The organism is Thiocapsa sp. (assembly GCF_022340925.1).
Lineage (GTDB): Bacteria > Pseudomonadota > Gammaproteobacteria > Chromatiales > Chromatiaceae > Thiocapsa.
In genome coordinates this window covers 38,700-54,507 of sequence record NZ_JAJDNA010000048.1, presented here as the reverse complement: position 1 = coordinate 54,507, position 15,808 = coordinate 38,700, and the positions used below count along the sequence as shown (strand labels likewise).

13 protein-coding genes are annotated in these 15,808 nt (G+C 63.2%); 7 read left to right on the top strand and 6 right to left on the bottom strand.

What is annotated here, in order from left to right; genetic code table 11:
- The first annotated feature begins 16 nt into the window (after positions 1–16).
- On the top strand, positions 17–592 hold the full coding sequence (locus tag LJE61_RS06630) for a DUF559 domain-containing protein (protein ID WP_296917806.1): 576 nt from the start codon (positions 17–19) through the stop codon (positions 590–592).
- Between the two features lie 22 nt (positions 593–614).
- Here LJE61_RS06630 and LJE61_RS06625 read toward each other — a convergent pair whose 3' ends face one another.
- Positions 615–2,165: a glycosyltransferase family 39 protein gene (locus LJE61_RS06625; protein ID WP_296913361.1), complete on the bottom strand. Its 1,551-nt coding sequence runs from the start codon at positions 2,163–2,165 to the stop codon at positions 615–617.
- A 27-nt stretch (positions 2,166–2,192) separates the two neighbouring features.
- Complete coding sequence (locus LJE61_RS06620; RefSeq protein ID WP_296913363.1) at positions 2,193–2,582, bottom strand: Xre family toxin-antitoxin system antitoxin; 390 nt, start codon at positions 2,580–2,582, stop codon at positions 2,193–2,195.
- Between the two features lie 575 nt (positions 2,583–3,157).
- Here LJE61_RS06620 and LJE61_RS06615 point away from each other — a divergent pair.
- Positions 3,158–4,276 carry a glycosyltransferase family 2 protein gene (locus tag LJE61_RS06615; protein WP_296913366.1) on the top strand — a complete coding sequence of 373 codons (1,119 nt, stop codon included), beginning with the start codon at positions 3,158–3,160 and terminating at the stop codon, positions 4,274–4,276.
- A 312-nt stretch (positions 4,277–4,588) separates the two neighbouring features.
- On the opposite strand, the gene LJE61_RS06610 is transcribed toward LJE61_RS06615, so the two are convergent.
- The 3 genes from LJE61_RS06610 to LJE61_RS06600 all read right to left on the bottom strand — a co-directional run bounded on the left by LJE61_RS06610 (position 4,589) and on the right by LJE61_RS06600 (position 8,504).
- On the bottom strand, positions 4,589–5,656 hold the full coding sequence (locus LJE61_RS06610) for a calcium/sodium antiporter (RefSeq protein WP_296913368.1): 1,068 nt from the start codon (positions 5,654–5,656) through the stop codon (positions 4,589–4,591).
- Positions 5,657–6,384: 728 nt separating this feature from the next.
- Positions 6,385–7,800, bottom strand: coding sequence for a ribonucleotide-diphosphate reductase subunit beta (locus LJE61_RS06605; RefSeq protein ID WP_296913372.1), 1,416 nt, complete (start codon positions 7,798–7,800; stop codon positions 6,385–6,387).
- A 218-nt stretch (positions 7,801–8,018) separates the two neighbouring features.
- A complete protein-coding gene (locus LJE61_RS06600; RefSeq protein ID WP_296913374.1) occupies positions 8,019–8,504 on the bottom strand; it encodes a hypothetical protein in 486 nt (161 codons plus the stop codon).
- 472 nt (positions 8,505–8,976) lie between these two features.
- Between LJE61_RS06600 and LJE61_RS06595 the strand changes: the two genes are divergently transcribed.
- The 5 genes from LJE61_RS06595 to LJE61_RS06575 all read left to right on the top strand — a co-directional run bounded on the left by LJE61_RS06595 (position 8,977) and on the right by LJE61_RS06575 (position 14,392).
- Positions 8,977–9,240 carry a ferredoxin gene (locus LJE61_RS06595; RefSeq protein ID WP_296913376.1) on the top strand — a complete coding sequence of 88 codons (264 nt, stop codon included), beginning with the start codon at positions 8,977–8,979 and terminating at the stop codon, positions 9,238–9,240.
- Positions 9,241–9,345: 105 nt separating this feature from the next.
- Positions 9,346–11,103, top strand: coding sequence for a SulP family inorganic anion transporter (locus LJE61_RS06590; protein WP_296913379.1), 1,758 nt, complete (start codon positions 9,346–9,348; stop codon positions 11,101–11,103).
- A 195-nt stretch (positions 11,104–11,298) separates the two neighbouring features.
- Entirely contained in the window at positions 11,299–12,756 is a 1,458-nt protein-coding gene (locus LJE61_RS06585; RefSeq protein WP_296913382.1) for an NAD(P)/FAD-dependent oxidoreductase, read from the top strand.
- A gap of 524 nt (positions 12,757–13,280) precedes the next feature.
- A complete protein-coding gene (locus LJE61_RS06580; RefSeq protein ID WP_296913385.1) occupies positions 13,281–13,874 on the top strand; it encodes a PhoPQ-activated protein PqaA family protein in 594 nt (197 codons plus the stop codon).
- A gap of 143 nt (positions 13,875–14,017) precedes the next feature.
- Complete coding sequence (locus LJE61_RS06575; RefSeq protein WP_296913388.1) at positions 14,018–14,392, top strand: hypothetical protein; 375 nt, start codon at positions 14,018–14,020, stop codon at positions 14,390–14,392.
- Between the two features lie 45 nt (positions 14,393–14,437).
- Here LJE61_RS06575 and LJE61_RS06570 read toward each other — a convergent pair whose 3' ends face one another.
- The gene (locus LJE61_RS06570; RefSeq protein WP_296913390.1) at positions 14,438–15,592 is read right to left on the bottom strand and encodes a GGDEF domain-containing protein; all 1,155 of its coding nucleotides are present in this window, start codon (positions 15,590–15,592) and stop codon (positions 14,438–14,440) included.
- Positions 15,593–15,808 lie beyond the last annotated feature (216 nt).

The window sequence follows — 15,808 nt, the reverse complement described above, 5'->3', positions numbered from 1 at the left end:
CTGCACCTTGCTGAGGGTGTCACCGCCCAACGAGGCGCCCTTCCGACTGACCTTCGAAGCACCCGACGGCGAGCGCATGGGCATCCTTGCCTATGCCTTTCTGGCCAACGCGAGAGCCACGCGAAATCGTCCCTGCGACGAGCATCGCTTTCAACTCAAGTACGGCTCGAAAGATGGCCAGCTCCATGAGCTTTGGCAGGATCCCTTTCAGCTTTACACCACCCTGTTATTCGGCATTAATCCGGAACGCGGGGTCTTCGTCGGCGCGGATCGGTGGCGGAGGTTCACCTGGAACGGCAGTTGGCCAGGCTGCCCGGCGTTGCCGAATGGGTTCGACTCGAGGAGGAGGGGAGTCCGGATATCCGGCTGCAGGTGGCATGGGCGTGACTGGGAGCAACGTAAGGAACGGCTGGGGGCGGGTAACAATGGCCCTTATTGGCTCGCGAAGATCGCCTACAACCGAGACAGAGACCGCCGCGACGACGCCTTGCTGGCGAATCTAGGATGGCGGGTCGTACGTTTCTGGGAGACGGATGTGCTGAAGGATCCGGAAGGTGCCGCGAACCGGGGTGCGGTCATCGTAGCGCCTTAGGCCCGAAAGATGGCGAAGGGATTCAGCCATCCGGCACGTAATGATACAGATGCCAGGTGTGCAGCGGGTGAGCGCAGGGCGCTTCCGCCGTTTCGGTCAGTGCCTGGCCTGCACAATCGAAGAGTTTGCGGTGGATGTCGCTGCGAAACCCTGGGATGGCCGGCGGTGCTCCATAGCCTGACACCAGCCAGAAGGGCGTGTGAGTCGAGTCGGGGTCGATGCGTGGCGCGATCTGTCCTCGGAGGTATTCGGATGGTCGTGTCAGGCCGGGCCACTGAGTGGTGGTTTGAAGCCGAGGGGCATAGAACCGCAGCATCGCGGTCGTCTGGTAGCGATCGGCATGGACCGGCCCTCGGAGGTCGCCGACGACTCGGGCCAGCTGCTCGAACCCGTGGGTCTCGCGCAGAACTCGATTCAGACGGTCTCCGAGGGGGAGTGCGGCGGTTGCCGCATGGACCGCATACAGGCTGATAAGCAGCAGGTTGCCCAGTGCGGCCGCGATCGCCCAGGGTCGCAGGCTGCGGAGGAGCAGGGCCGTTAAGGGCGCCGCGGACAGGAGATACACGGCCGGCCAGTTCGGCTCCACCTCGCTGCCCGTTGCAACCAGGGCGAAGAAGGCGAGGGGGAAAATGGCGGCGGCCCACACCAGTGGCCTGGCGTGACGGGCGAGGATCTCGGTTGTGTCGTTTGTGAATCCACCGCCGCGCCTCCGCCCGGTCCAGGGGGCGACCAGCAAGGGGATCGCGATCAGCCCCCAGAAGCCTAGCTGCGTGCCGAGATAGCCCAGGACGCTGGCGATGCGCTCGCCCGGCGTTTGCGGGCCGATGTGTGCGATCTCGCCAGCGGCGCCGACGGGTAGGACGCCGACCTGCGTCGAGAGGCCATGGCCGAGCTGGAAGCGCATGGTCAGCCAGTCATGCTGCTGGTTCCAGAGGATGTTGGGGGCGAAGACCAGCAGTGCTAGGAGGCCACCCAGGTAGGGCCAAGCCGTGCGCAGGGCCCGCGGGTCGCTGCGCAGGATGGCCCAGAGAAGAACCGGTCCGATCAGGACCATGGTGTATTTCCCCAGGAGACCAAGGCCCGTCGCGAGACCGGCCGAAAGCCAGCGCCGGCGGTCTCCGGCGAGCGCGCGCTCGCCCTCGTGCAGGGCCAGTGCCCAGGCCAGCGCGAGCAGGGTGTCGGGCGTGGTGATGATGCCGCTGGCGAAGCCGGGAATCGTCGCGAAGACCAGGATCAAGGCCAGGGCCAGGTCGGGTGGGTCGGTGAGTCCGCAGTTGCGATAGAAGCGGGCGAGGATCACCAGGGTCAGCAGGCTCGCGACCACCGTCCCGAGGCGGCCGGCGAGCGCGGAGCCGGGCGCGAGCAAGGTGCCGATCCCCAGCAACGCCACGCCCGGAGGGTGATCGAAATAGCCCCACCCGAGGCTGCGAGCCCAGTTGAAGTAATAGACCTCGTCCTGTGTCGCCGGCAGGATCCCGGCCACGGCCAGCCGCCAAGCGGTCATGGTCGCGATGAGAACGATCAGAAGGCGCGAATGATGACCGGGTGCACTGGTGTCCAGGGTCGGGTGCATGGGCTCGTGGCTCGTTGAGTGGCCTGATCATCGCGCGTCGCGGTCAAGACCCGGAGGGTTCGGTCGTCCTGGACGCTCGAGCTTGAGCCAATCGAGGACAGCGTCCAGGTCTTCGAAGACCTCTTCCCCACGCGCAATCACGCGGGGCAGACGCATCAGTCTGGAGGACTCCCCGCTGGTGAGTCGTCCTTCGCGCTTGCGACGTGCCAGAGTCCGCACGGGTATGCCTACGGCTGCCGCCAGCTCGGTTTGAGTCAGGTGTGTGAGCCGCGTCAGCGCATCGACCGCGGGGGATGGAATGCCGCGGCGAATGAGGTCCACCCAGTCGAGCGCCGATCGCGGGGTGGCGTCCGAGACGCGCGGGCCGCCGAGCAGCTCGTCGACGGCGAAGCGAGCGGTCGAAGTCACCGAGGTCATCGGTCAGCTCGGGCAATGCCAGATGGCGCGCATTGTAGTCAAAAATGGCGTCGATGGGATGCTCGGTATGTTGTCCCTGGATGTCCCGACCATAGCGCAACCGCGGACTCGAACCCGGTCGTTGCGCTAGGAGCGTGTCGGACTTAGGGGGATCGAAGCGAGGGAGTGGGAGAGCGAGGCCATTGCGTTCCGGTTGTGAGGCGCATAGCGGGGACTATGTAACGAAAAGCGGGGCGACATGGACCCTTGTCCCGCTTCCGTAGCCGGTTCATCCTAAGTCCGACACGCTCCTAGGGATCGACCGGCCGCCAAGCGGCCAACATGCACGTCATGACGTGCATGCTCGTCCTTGTGAAGACAGCCGCGAATGTTGGTCGGACACGTCGGCTCAGGCGACTCGATCGCGCTAGAATAGGGGGTCCTGTGGTGCAAGCTTGTTCAAACCGTTGCGTCGCGTGTGTCTTTGCGGCTAGACGGCCTTTTCCCGATTCATCAGCTGCGGCAGCGATCCGCTGCGCCGATCCCGGCCCCTTATCTGACATTCGCTCATGCCCGAAACGATGCCTGATCAGCCGATGTCCACCAAGGCCTGCCATCCGCCTGAGTTGGCCGTCATCGTCCCCACCTATCAGGAGGTGGAGATGGTGGAGGAGGTGGTCCGTCGCGTTGGCTCCGTGCTCGCGGGGGTCGATTGGGAGCTGATCTTCGTCGACGACGATTCGCCGGATGGGACCGCCGAGCGGGTGCGCACCATCGCGCGACGGGATCCACGCGTCAGGCTGGTTCAGCGCATCGGTCGGCGTGGGCTCTCATCGGCCTGCATCGAGGGGATGATGGCAACCGCGGCGCCGTTCCTCGCCGTGATCGACGGTGACCTCCAGCATGACGAGACCCTTTTGCCCAAGATGCTCGAGGTGATCAAGAGGGAAGATCTGGACATCGTCGTCGGCAGTCGCTACGTCGCCGGGGGCGGCGTGGGTGACTGGAGCGAGCGCCGTCAATCCATGAGCCGGCTGGCGACCCGCATTGGCCAGCACCTGATCCATGCTGACCTCAAAGACCCCATGAGCGGATTCTTCCTGGTCCGCGCCGGGGTGATCCAGTCGTCCGTGCGGCGGTTGAGCGGGGTCGGTTTCAAGATCCTGCTCGACATCTTCTCCGCGGCAGAGCGGCCGCTTCGCTTTCGCGAGCTTCCCTTTACCTTTCGTGCGCGCGAGACCGGCCGCAGCAAGCTCGACAACGCGGTCCTCTGGGAATATCTGCTGATGCTGACCCAGAAGCTGATCGGTCCGGTCATCCCGGTTCGATTTATCGCCTTCTCCGCGATCGGCGGCTTGGGGGTCTTCGTCCACATGGCGGTGCTCTGGCCCATGCTGACGCTGCTCGGGACGGGTGCCTTCCTGGTCAGCCAGACCACGGCCACACTGGTTGCGATGACCAGCAACTTCTTCCTGAACAACCTCTTGACCTACCGCGACATGCGCCTGCAGGGTCGGCAGCTGATCTCGGGCTGGCTCTCGTTCGTGGCTGCGTGCAGTGTCGGCGCCTTGGCGAACGTCGGGATCGCCAACTATCTGTTCCAGGGCGGTCACTCTGGCTGGTTCATATCGGCCCTGGCCGGGATCCTGGTTGGTGCAGTGTGGAACTATGCGGTCACCGCGGTTTATACCTGGAAGCGGCCGCGGGCGGCGTAGGCCAGGCTGGTGCTCGTGCCACCACTCACGCTAGAGCGCTTGTGCTTCGCCTCGTCGCCGCACCTCTGTACACAGATTGCGCATCAGAAGGACAGGAACCCAAACAAACGCGCGTCACCTTGGTTTGGACAATCTCGCAGTCTGTTCCCAGATTCGCTGCGAAAGCCGAGCGTTGCTTCGAGATCCGCTGTCCGCCGGACGCTCATCGCCGTCTGACGGCGATTCCCAGATCTGCCTCAGCCAGCGAAACGGGCAATCCCAGATTCGGGGTCGCCCATGCCCGGTCGCCTGCGGCGGACCCGGCGGTCCGGCTCAATGCACACCGCCCCCGCGCCTACTCACCAGGTGGTGGCTTACCAGCAGTGCCGCCAGGGTTACGGCGGTCAGTGGCAGGACGAACCAAAGCATGGCGCTGGCGTAGGCTCCAAGGGCCGCGTGATGAGTCGCGGCCATCACCAGGTAGGTGGTGTAGGCGATGTAGTAAGCGAGGAAGAGGCCGCCCTCCCAGCGGGCAATCTCCCGGCCGGTGACAAAGATGGGCAGGCAGGCGACCGCCACCGCAACCATCACCGGGAAGTCGAAATGAAGTGCCTGGGGTGCCACGCCGATACCCATCGGCGACACTACCGCGGAGAGCCCCAGCACGCCCAGGATGTTGAAGACGTTGCTGCCCACCACGTTGCCCACCGCGATGTCCCGGTGACCCCGGAGGCTCGCGACCACGGAGGTGGCGACCTCCGGCATCGAGGTTCCTGCTGCGACGATGGTGAGCCCGATCACCAGCTCGCTCACCCCCAGGGACTGGGCGATGGCCACCGCGCTCCCCAACAGCAGGCGCGACCCCCACACCAGCAGGATCAGCCCCCCCACGATGAAGGCAAGGTCCGCCCACCAGCCCCCGGTGGGTGGTTCGCCGCGGTCCCTTGCATTCTGCTGCTCGCGCCGGCCCTGGCGGATCTGGAAGCCGGTGTAAAGCACCAGGCCCGAGAAGAGGATCGCGCCGTCGATGCGGCCGATGCTCCCGTCGAGCGCCAACAGCAGCAGCAGGACGGAGGCCCCGATCATCAGAGGTACGTCGATGCGGATGAGCTGGCTCGCTATGGCAAGCGGTACAATCACGGCCGAAACGCCAAGGATGAAAAGTACGTTGAAGATGTTGCTGCCGACGACGTTTCCTAGGGCAATGTCCGGCTGGCCAGACCAAGCTGACTGGACGCTGACCGCGAACTCTGGCGCGCTGGTGCCGAAAGCCACGACCGTGAGGCCAACGACGAGCGACGGGATGCCAAGACGCGCCGCCCCCCGAGAGGCCCCCCGTACGAGGGACTCCGCACCCGCCGTCAGCAGGACCAAGCCCAGGGCCAGCAGAAGCAAATTCATTTCCGTCCTCGTCCAGGACTGATTTCGGAACGCCACCGGGGAATGGGTCGGAGGGGGGGCAAGGCGGACCCCGGCCGCCGCTTCCAAGAGTCTACCAGCAAGGCAGCGGAGCGTCGCACAAGGCGAAACAGCGCCAAACAGCCTTCCTGGCTGGCGGCGGCGCAATCGGCCGCAGCATGTCCGCTCGAGACCGCGTTGGGTCCCTATGTGAAGCTTCACATGGGGGCCGGGAACGGGCCTTGCGGAGCGGAAACGCCCTCGGCCGCACAGCGACAGCAACAGGTTGAAGCCGTCTGCGGATGATGCTCCGCGGCGTCCGTTTTCTGGAGCATCTGCCAGATCGCGGCCGTTTCGGCCAGCGGCAGCAATGCGACAGACACGGAGCGAAAACGAGCACTGGGTTCCTGGGTTCGGCTATCCGACCATGACGACTTCTCGGCCGGCGACATACCCGCGGCGGCGCGGCATTTGGGTGTTCAGTGATCGGACGCCCTTGTCGAGCGGTGTCTAGTCAGACCTGCCCAGCTACTGAGATCTGGCGTCCAGTCAGCTGAAGGTTCGAGAAAAAAATCCAGAAGTCGCCTTCTACGGCTTCTTCCTCAAGCCTTCAGCGAATCCAAGCACAGCCTTTCAAACAGCGGCAGATCTGGAAATAGCCGATGGCAGTCTGGTCTTGACCGCCCGGAATCTGAGCGGGACGCTATCTCTGCGCGCCTCCAGCACGCGACTCAATCCCAATTCAGTGCGCCGCCGGTCTGATACTCGGTGACGCGGGTCTCGAAGAAGTTCTTCTCCTTCTTGAGATCCAGCACCTCGGACATCCAGGGAAAAGGGTTGGTGGCGCCCGGGTACTGCTCCGGGAGGCCGATCTGCGCACAGCGGCGGTTGGCGATGAACTGAAGGTATTCCTCAAACATGGGTGCGTTGAGCCCAAGGACGCCGCGCGGCATGGTGTCGTGGGCGTACTGGGATTCCATGGACACCGCCTCGCGGATCATGGTGACCAGCTCCTGCTTGAATTCCGGGCTCCAAAGATGCGGGTTCTCGATCTTGATCTGGTTGATCACGTCGATCCCGAAGTTCATGTGCATGGACTCGTCGCGCAGGATGTATTGGAATTGCTCGGCAGTCCCGGTCATCTTGTTGCGCCGGCCCATGCTCAAGACCTGCACGAACCCGACATAGAAGAAGATGCCTTCGAAGATGACATAGAAGGCGACCAGCTCTCGCAGCAGCCTGCGGTCGTTCTCGGCCGTGCCCGTCTTGAAGTGGGGGTCGGCCAGGTACCGGGTGTAGGGCAGGGCCCATTCGGCTTTGCGGGCGACCGAGGGAACCTCGCGGTACATGTTGAAGATCTCGCCCTCGTCCAGCCCCAGGCTCTCGACGACGTACTGATACGCGTGCGTGTGCAGGGCCTCCTCAAAGGCCTGGCGCAGCAGATACTGCCGGCACTCCGGGTTGGAGATGTGGCGATAGACCGCCAGCACCAGGTTGTTGGCCACCAGCGAGTCGGCCGTGGAGAAGAAGCCCAGGTTGCGCTTGATGATCGTGCGCTCGTCCTCGGTCAGGCCCTTGGGATCCTTCCAGAGCGCGATGTCCGCGTTCATGTTGATCTCTTGCGGCATCCAATGGTTGGCGCAGGCGTCCAGATACTTCTGCCAGGCCCACTCGTACTTGAAGGGCACGAGCTGATTCAGATCGGCGCGACAGTTGATGATCTTCTTGTCGTCCACGCGCACCCGTCCGGCGCCCATCTCCAACGTCTCGAGACCGGTGGCACCCCCGGTGGGATCGTCGTCGGGATGCCTGGCGGCCTGCCAGGTCTCGGAGGTCTCGGGCGGAAGGAGTGTGTCGGCGATCGCCAGCTCCGCCTGGTGCAACTCGGACGCCGGGAAAGGGTTCGGATCGACGACGGGGGCCGCGCCGGCCGTGGCCATCAGGTCGGTATTGCTGACCAGGCCTTCGCCCGGACGCACCTGTGCGGGACGCTCTGGGTCACTGCGAGTCCGGAACGGGACGCTCGCTTCGGTTTCCGGGGCCGCCGTCCAGTCGTCGGATTGGTCTGTCGAATCGACAGCCAGGCGCCCTTTCGAGGTGGGTCCGGCGGTTCCGGTCGTGGCAAGTGGATCGTCCCAGTTCAGCATCTTGTCTCTCCTGAATAAGGCGTGTTCAACCGCATTGGCGCTGGAGCGCGCGACCGAATCTGGTTCCTGCATAGGCGCGTGCGAAGTACCCGACTAGGATACTCCGACATGCGGGGAAGTTTAGGGGATTTGACTGGGATGTCCAGTAAAAAACACAACATCTTGTGCGCAACGACCTCCGATGATCCCTATCTTGTGTCGGAGCCTGGAAAGGACCGTTACGCCGCCGTCGAGGTGCTGATCGTTTCGACCCAGAGTCGATGCGACTTCGGCAGCTCAGCGCCGCCTGTGGACCCAGGGCCTGTGCTCAGATCCGGGTCGGTCTGGTTTGGCGTCCTGGTGACGGTCTCAGCGACCGGCAGGTAATCGGTGATCAGGCGGTAAAGATCCGCCGCGGCGCTCTTCGCTGCATCGACAGGCAGGCGATCGAATCCGATCAGCGTCGCCTTGACACGGAGAAACGACTCCGCGACCGCGTACCGATCGAAGATCGCCCGCGCATCGCGTTCCAGGGATGCAAGATCGCGTTTCAACTCGGCGTCGAGTTGGGGTGGAAGGGTGACGAAGTCCCAGAGGACGTCGGCGGAGGTCTCGCCGTTGCGCACGACGACAAATGGCGTCTGCGTCTCGCGGCAGTGTTGAAACCAGTTGCTGTCGAAGAAGCCGTCTCTGGCATCGACGAGCTCGAACGGGGCATCGGACATGAAGCGTCTCCTACGTTTCACCTGAATGCTTGTTCTGTGTGGCCTCGGCGGCCCGAGCGTCGAGCGCATGGGGTCGCTCTCGCCCATGATACAGGAAGGTCATCCGATCGTGTGGATGCGAGATCAGGGAGAGGCGGCCTCACCTCTCCGAGCGGCCTTTGGGGGCAGCCAAGGCGACCCGAAACGCCCATTCCCGGGTGAGGTCCGTCTGGGTCCCGTCGTTGCGCCACGGCTGTGCGCGGCGTATCGTTTTGTCGAACGCGCGCCGTCTCGGACTCGACGCCCCCCGCGCCGGGTGGCCGTGCCGTCCGGTTTGCGGTGGATTGCCGGGTCCGAGATCGGAGGCCTGGCACGTCTCAGACTTTAGACCGTTCGGGCCCCGACGAGTCAGCAGTGCCTGCCGCGCAGGTCCCCGCGCGTTTGTTCCGCGGCCGATGCCGCATTACGAAAACGATAGGGATCGCTCGCATCCATGATAAGCAAGATCGAGGTTGAAGAAGCCGCATGCATAGGCTGCGGGACCTGCTGGGTCGCCTGCCCCCAAGCCTTTAAGGAACATGACATCGGGGATGACCTCAAGGCGCTCCCGACGGGGGGGCTCGGCGACCAGCATGTGATGCGGGCGGCGGCCGAAGGTTGTCCGACCTTGGCGATCTCTTTGATCGACGCCGCAGGGGAGGTCCTGTTTCCGACCGAGGAGGCGAAGGCCGCGCTGCGGGCGACCGCCGACTGGTAACGGGAGCGCTGAAAGACTCGGCACTCCCCGCGGCGACGCCGAGCTCAAGATGCTCAACGGGTCGCCCGTCGGATCGCGACGGATGCCCTCGGAGATCGATCCAATATGCTGTCCCCCGTCTCGCATCGCTGGTCGTCGCTGGCCCCTTTCATGTCCTGGCTTCCAGGAGTCGGGAGTGCGGAGCTCAAGGCAGACGCGCTCGCCGCAGTCATCGGGGCCCTGGTGGTGCTCCCGCAGGCGGTGGCCTTTGCAACCATCGCCGGCATGCCGCCTGAGTACGGTCTCTATGCGGGGATGGTGCCGGCCATCATTGCAGCGCTATTCGGGTCGTCGCGTCATCTGGTCTCCGGGCCGACGACCGCGGCCTCCGTCGTACTGTTCTCCGCCTTGTCGATCATGGCGACCCCGGGGTCCCCCGACTACGTGACGCTGGCCTTGACCTTGACCTTCATGGTGGGACTCATGGAGCTCGCCCTCGGGCTGGCGCGCATGGGGGCTCTGGTCAACTTCATCTCACATTCGGTGGTGGTGGGGTTCACGGCCGGTGCGGCGCTCCTGATTGCCGCCAAGCAGCTCAAGCACTTCTTCGGTGTGGACATGGAGAGCGGCGGGCATCTCCACGACATCCTGATCCAATTCGGTCATCATGTGATGGACGTCAACCCGGCCACGACCCTCGTCGCCGTCTCAACCCTTGCGATCGGAATTGCCTTCAAGCGTTGGCTGCCGCGGGTCCCCTATATGATCGCCGCCATGGTGGGGGGCAGTCTGGTCGCGCTCGGGCTCAATCACTGGCTGGGGAGTGCGGCGACGGGGATCGCCACTGTGGGTGCGCTGCCAGGGGGGCTGCCGCCCCTGTCGGCTCCGGATCTCACCCTCGATCACATCAGGCAATTGGCACCGACCGCCTTGGCGGTCACCTTGTTCGCACTGACCGAGGCGGTGTCGATCGGTCGCTCCCTGGCGGCCCGCGGCGGCTATCGTATCGACGGCAACCAGGAGTTCATCGGTCAAGGCTTGTCGAATCTCGCCGGCTCCTTCTTCTCCGCCTATGTGGCGACCGGCTCCTTCAATCGCAGCGGCGTCAACTTCGCCGCCGGGGCGCGCACGCCGCTCGCAGCGATCTTTGCAGGCGTGCTGCTGATCGGCATCGTGCCCGTGGTCGCGCCGTTCGCCAGCTATCTGCCGACGGCTGCGATGGCCGGGCTGCTCTTCCTGGTCGCTTGGGGGCTGGTCGACTTCAAGGAGATCAGCCACATCCTCAAGGCGTCCAAGCGCGAGACCGCGGTATTGGCCGTCACCTTCTTCTCCGCGCTCTTCCTGGAGCTCGAGTTCGCGATCTTCGCCGGGGTCCTCCTGTCGCTGGTGCTTTACCTGGAGCGAACCTCGAAGCCGCGCATCGTGACCTTGAGCCCTGACCCGCGTTCGCCGAATCGGGCCCTGTCGAGTGAGCCGGACGTCGCACAATGCCCGCAGCTGCGTTTTGTGCGGATCGACGGCTCGCTGTTCTTCGGCTCGGTCGCGCACGTTGAGAACGCCTTCGACAGGCTGCGCGCCACGCACCCGCTGCAGAAACATCTCGCGATCCTCGCCGACGGCATCAACTTCGTCGACCTGCAGGGCGGAGAGACCCTGATGCGCGAAGCCGAGCGGCGTAAGGCCGACGGCGGGGGTCTCTACCTGATTAACGTCAAGCAGGGGCTCTGGGACGCCCTCGAGCGCTGTGGCTGCATCGACGCTACCGGCGCGCGCAATGTCTTTCAGGCCAAGCACGCCGCCATCCACGGGATCTACCAGAAGCTGGACAAGTCGGTCTGCGCCAACTGTCTGCGGCCGATCTTCACCGAGTGCGGGGCGCGGTAGCTCGGAAGACGGGAGCGCCAAGCTTGCTGGTTCATCGCCATCCTGGCCATCGTCAGCCGGGGCCTCCTGCCCCGGCCGGAAAACGCTGAATACCTCGGCGTTTCCCTTGTGGATGATCTATTGATCTAGGTCTATGTCGGCCGGCAAGCAATCTGCTAACCTCCGACCCCTTAACCCAACCGTGAGACTCAACATATGGCACGAATTCTCATCCTCGGCGCGGGCATCTCCGGGCACACGGTTGCGCGGTATCTCAACAAGTGGCTCGGCAAGGCACATCCGATCACCGTGGTGTCGCCGAAGCCGAACTGGAACTGGATTCCGTCGAACATCTGGGTCGGTGTCGGTGAGATGGCCGAGAAACAGGTGACCTTTCCACTTGCGCCGATCTACAACAAGATCGGTATCGACTTCCGTCAGGCCAGCGCCGTCTCCATCCATCCCGAGGGTGGCCCCGAGCATGCGGCACCTTACGTCACCATTGAGTACACCGAACCCTCTCGAGCTGGCGAGAACGATGTCGTCGAATACGATTACCTGGTCAATGCGACCGGACCGAAGCTCAACTACGGCGCGACCCCGGGCCTGGGTCCCGAGGGCGGCTACACCTTCTCGGTCTGCACGCCCGTCCACGCGAGCGAGGCGAATGCCCGGCTGCAGGAGATGATTAAAGCGATGAAGGCGGGCGAGACCAAGACGTTCGTCATCGGCACGGGTCATGGAATGTGCACCTGTCAAGGCGCGGCTTTCGAGTACATGTACAACGTCGATCATACCTTGCGTGAGGCCGGCGTCCGTGACAAAGCGAGGCTTGTTTGGATCAGCAACGAATATGAGCTCGGCGACTTTGGGATGGGAGGCGTCCATATCCATCGCGGCGGCTATATCACGAATGGAAAGGTCTTCGCCGAGTCCATGATGGTGGAGCGCGGAATGGAGTGGATCACGCGAGCCCATGTAAACAAGATCGAGCCGGGCAAGATCCACTACGAGCTCCTGGATGGCAGCTTCAATGAGCTCGAATTCGATTTTTCCATGCTGATCCCGCCCTTTGCCGGCGTCCCCTTGAAGGCCTTCGACCAGTCGGGCGCGGAGATCACGGATCAGATATTCGCTCCGAACGGCTTCATGAAGGTGGACGCCGATTACGAGCCGAAGCCCTATGAGGACTGGGGTCCAGAGGACTGGCCGAAGACCTATCAAACGCCCAAGTACAAGAATATCTTTGCAGTAGGCATTGCCTTCGCGCCGCCGCATCTCATCAGCAAGCCCATGAAGAGCGCCAATGGGACCCCGATCAACCCGACCCCGCCCCGCACCGGCATGCCGTCTGCCGCCATCGGCAAGGCGGTCGCGATGAGCATTCGGGACATGGTCCATGGCGCTTCCCAGCCGACCCATACCGCATCCATGGCCAATATCGGCGCCGCCTGTGTGGCATCGACGGGGTCACACATCTTCAAGGGGACGGCTGCGACCATGACCGTCTTCCCGGTGGTCCCGGACTATGACAGGTATCCCGAATACGGTCGGGACATGGATCTGACTTTCGGCGAGATCGGTCTGGCCGGCCATTGGATGAAATACATTCTGCATCATGTATTCATCTACCAGGCCAAGATGCGACCGGGCTGGGCGATACTGCCCGACTGATTTTTGATCGTTGATCAGCGAGACACATGTATGACCACAAAGAATAGAGAGCCTTACAAGCAGGCCTATTATCCGCCAGTCCCGACGCGCTTCACGCGATATATGCGGACATCACTGGTTTGGCAATTCTTTCGCTTCATCATCATTAATTTTAAGATCCTCAAGTTGCTGTTCAAGGCGCACAAAGCATAGCGATTCTTCGGCCGAGTGTCAGTGTTCCCTGATTGCTGGGCTTTTTTCGCTGCTCGTTAACCGGTCCGGTCCGCCTCATTCAAGGAGGACGGCACTGATGAGTTGCGATTTCCGGCACGCTCAAGGCTGGATGGCAAAGGCGCAATCACCTGCCCCGGGCGGGAAACGCCGAGCGCTTCAGCGTTGCGTTGAGGCGACTGATCAGGGCGGGATCTTTTTGTGCCGCCGGAGTGGCCGGGTTCGCAGCGCTTCCGCACGCGCTCGAGAATAGAGTTGTCGCTGCCGGACACCGGGAGCGCGGATTAGCCCCGCGCCGGGATGCAAGGGCGGCAGTGGATGTTGCGCGTACCTCACGACTGTGGCGCGCATGGCGTGCGCCCGAGGAAGTCGACCGAGTACTGTGGCAGCACGAGGTGCTGATCGCTGTTCCCTGGGTCGCACACTCGGGCAATCAACATACCGCAGTCCTGGTTGTGAATGGCGGCGGTAATGACGCTGGAGCGACGACCAACAACGATGCGCTGCTTGGTTTGCTCTCTGTCGCCACAGGCTCTGTGGCCGCCATGGTCTGTCAGATCCCGAACCAACCGTTATCGTTTTCGGATGAGCAGGAGCCGAGGATCGAGGATGCACTCCTCGCCTATGGAATGGATAAGTTCCTGCTGACTGCTGACCCTGAGTGGTTGGTTCATCTTCCGATGACCAAGGCCGTGGTCCGGGCGATGGATACCATACAGGCATTTGCGGCTGGAATCGGTGGGGGCGGCATGGACCAGCACCGATCTCCAGCAGAGCGGCAATGGGGTCTACGTGGGTTACGTGCCTCCGCCAGCCCGGGGATGGACCGCTTTCACCGTGGAGCTGACCTTTCCCGGCTCAACCGCGATCCCCACGACCCTGGAAAGCGACCAGACATTCACCACTGACGTTCGCGTGATCCCCGCCAGGTTACCGTTCGAAGGAACGGCCTGCTTCTGCTGGGCGTGTCTGCCAGGCTGGGGGGGTTGGCGCTCGACGCTAGAATGAGTGGCAATGCGTTTCTCCTCGATCCCCGCACGGAGTCAAGACAATGTCCTCGCATCCTGCTGTCTTTGGCCTGAAGGCAATTTCGCTCACCCTGATGCTCGGTGCGACCGGGCCGGCCCTGGCGGCCTCCGGGTACGTTGTCGCCCTGGTGAACCGGGTGCTGGTGACGGGGGATGAGACATTCGGAGGTTGTATGGCGGCGTTGTCCGTGAATCCTCAGAACGTCCTCCCAAGCTGCCAGCCGTGGTGGGTCAGCTTCAGCTGCTCCGGCGACTTCACTGACCGTGTCCGTTCCTACCGCATGCTGGACGTTTCCGAGCTTGCGCTCGCAACCGGAAAGCAGGTCCAGGTCTTTTTCAGGGACGACATGAAACACAACGGCTACTGCTTCGCCCATCGTATCGATGTCGTCCGTTAGACCATGAAGATGATTAAGCTTTTGGCGCGCGAGCCGCACCCGTCATCAGTCTGGCGATTCGGTTGTCGCCAGCCGGTTCCTCCCATGTCGTTTCGCCTGATAGAGTGCCCGGTCGGCTGCGCTTAGGAGGTCTCGGGGCGAGTCGATCCCATCTTCATTTGACGAAGCGACGCCCAGACTGACGGTCACCTGTCCGGCCGGGACGGCATGCTGCAGATCAAGTGAAAGGACCCGCTGACGTATCAGCTCGCCGAGTTGCACGGCGTCCTTCAGGGGGGTGTCGGGCAGCAGGAAAGCAAACTCCTCCCCGCCGATTCTCGCTGTGATGTCGCCGGGACGCTTGACAACCTCCTCCATGGCCTTGGCGATGTCTGTCAGACAGGTGTCGCCTGCGGGATGGCCGTAGCAATCATTATACGCCTTGAAGTGGTCTATATCTGCCGTGATCAACGACAGTATGGTTCCATCGCGTTTCGACCGGCGCCATTCCTTTTCCAGGATGCTCTGGAAAAAACGCCGGTTTGCGATCCCCGTCAGGGCATCCACGCCGAGCAGATGCTGGAGTGTCTTTCCCTCCTCGATCGCTGATGAAAGCTGTAAGCGAAAGCTGACGGACTCCCGAAAGTAGCGCCTCAGCTGGGCGGATGCGGCCAGCATCGCAAGGCCGAAAACCAAGATCATCAGCCCCATGACGATGTGCACGCGATCGCCGACGGCCAGCATCTGGACCGCAATCGGGGTCACCACGGGGATCGCAAAGCACGCATACGCGTGCCCCAGAACAGACAGCAAAGGGATGGCCCCGGCGACCATGCCGCCCAGGACAAAGGCCAGAAAAACCTGATGCGGCAGCGACGCAGGAACAAACAGGAAAAGCCCAGCCGAGCCCCAGACGACCCCTGCTGAGCAAGCACCGAGCTGTAGATGGAGCTCCCATCGGCGCGTGTTTGTTGCGCGGTCCGGTGTGCGTCGATAGCTCCGCAACAGAACGGAACGAGCCGCTGTGACCACGACCAGGGCAACCAGCCAGAGCAAGAGCGTCAGACGATCGGTGACGTCCCACAGAAGGAAGGTCAGCAGCAGTCCGTTGGCCAGGTTGGCCAGCAGAGCGACCGGCAGCTGACGGAACGACTGCTCCACCTGCGCGCTCTGCAACGTCTGCATCGGTTCGGTGGCAAGGAGATTGGCTGTCTGGGCCATGCGGTATGCGCCCCCCAAACGGATACCAAATGACGCCCGTGCGCGTCTCTGGTGCGCAGATTCCCAGTTTCGACTCTGCGGTGCTCCCTGCCTGGATCGATATGACGGCCTCCGATGCCTGAAACGGTGACGGAGCGGCGATACGGCGCACCATCGCTGCTAGCCCACTGCGGTGCGGCTGCCGCCTCGGTGTGCCGATTTCGCCGACAGATGAGG

Coding starts and splice junctions, on each gene's coding strand:
- LJE61_RS06625 (WP_296913361.1), bottom strand. CDS start 2,165: ATGCACCCGACCCTGGACACCAGTGCACCCGGTCATCATTCGCGCCTT.
- LJE61_RS06620 (WP_296913363.1), bottom strand. CDS start 2,582: ATGACCTCGGTGACTTCGACCGCTCGCTTCGCCGTCGACGAGCTGCTC.
- LJE61_RS06615 (WP_296913366.1), top strand. CDS start 3,158: ATGTCCACCAAGGCCTGCCATCCGCCTGAGTTGGCCGTCATCGTCCCC.
- LJE61_RS06610 (WP_296913368.1), bottom strand. CDS start 5,656: ATGAATTTGCTTCTGCTGGCCCTGGGCTTGGTCCTGCTGACGGCGGGT.
- LJE61_RS06605 (WP_296913372.1), bottom strand. CDS start 7,800: ATGCTGAACTGGGACGATCCACTTGCCACGACCGGAACCGCCGGACCC.
- LJE61_RS06600 (WP_296913374.1), bottom strand. CDS start 8,504: ATGTCCGATGCCCCGTTCGAGCTCGTCGATGCCAGAGACGGCTTCTTC.
- LJE61_RS06595 (WP_296913376.1), top strand. CDS start 8,977: ATGATAAGCAAGATCGAGGTTGAAGAAGCCGCATGCATAGGCTGCGGG.
- LJE61_RS06590 (WP_296913379.1), top strand. CDS start 9,346: ATGCTGTCCCCCGTCTCGCATCGCTGGTCGTCGCTGGCCCCTTTCATG.
- LJE61_RS06585 (WP_296913382.1), top strand. CDS start 11,299: ATGGCACGAATTCTCATCCTCGGCGCGGGCATCTCCGGGCACACGGTT.
- LJE61_RS06575 (WP_296913388.1), top strand. CDS start 14,018: ATGTCCTCGCATCCTGCTGTCTTTGGCCTGAAGGCAATTTCGCTCACC.
- LJE61_RS06570 (WP_296913390.1), bottom strand. CDS start 15,592: ATGGCCCAGACAGCCAATCTCCTTGCCACCGAACCGATGCAGACGTTG.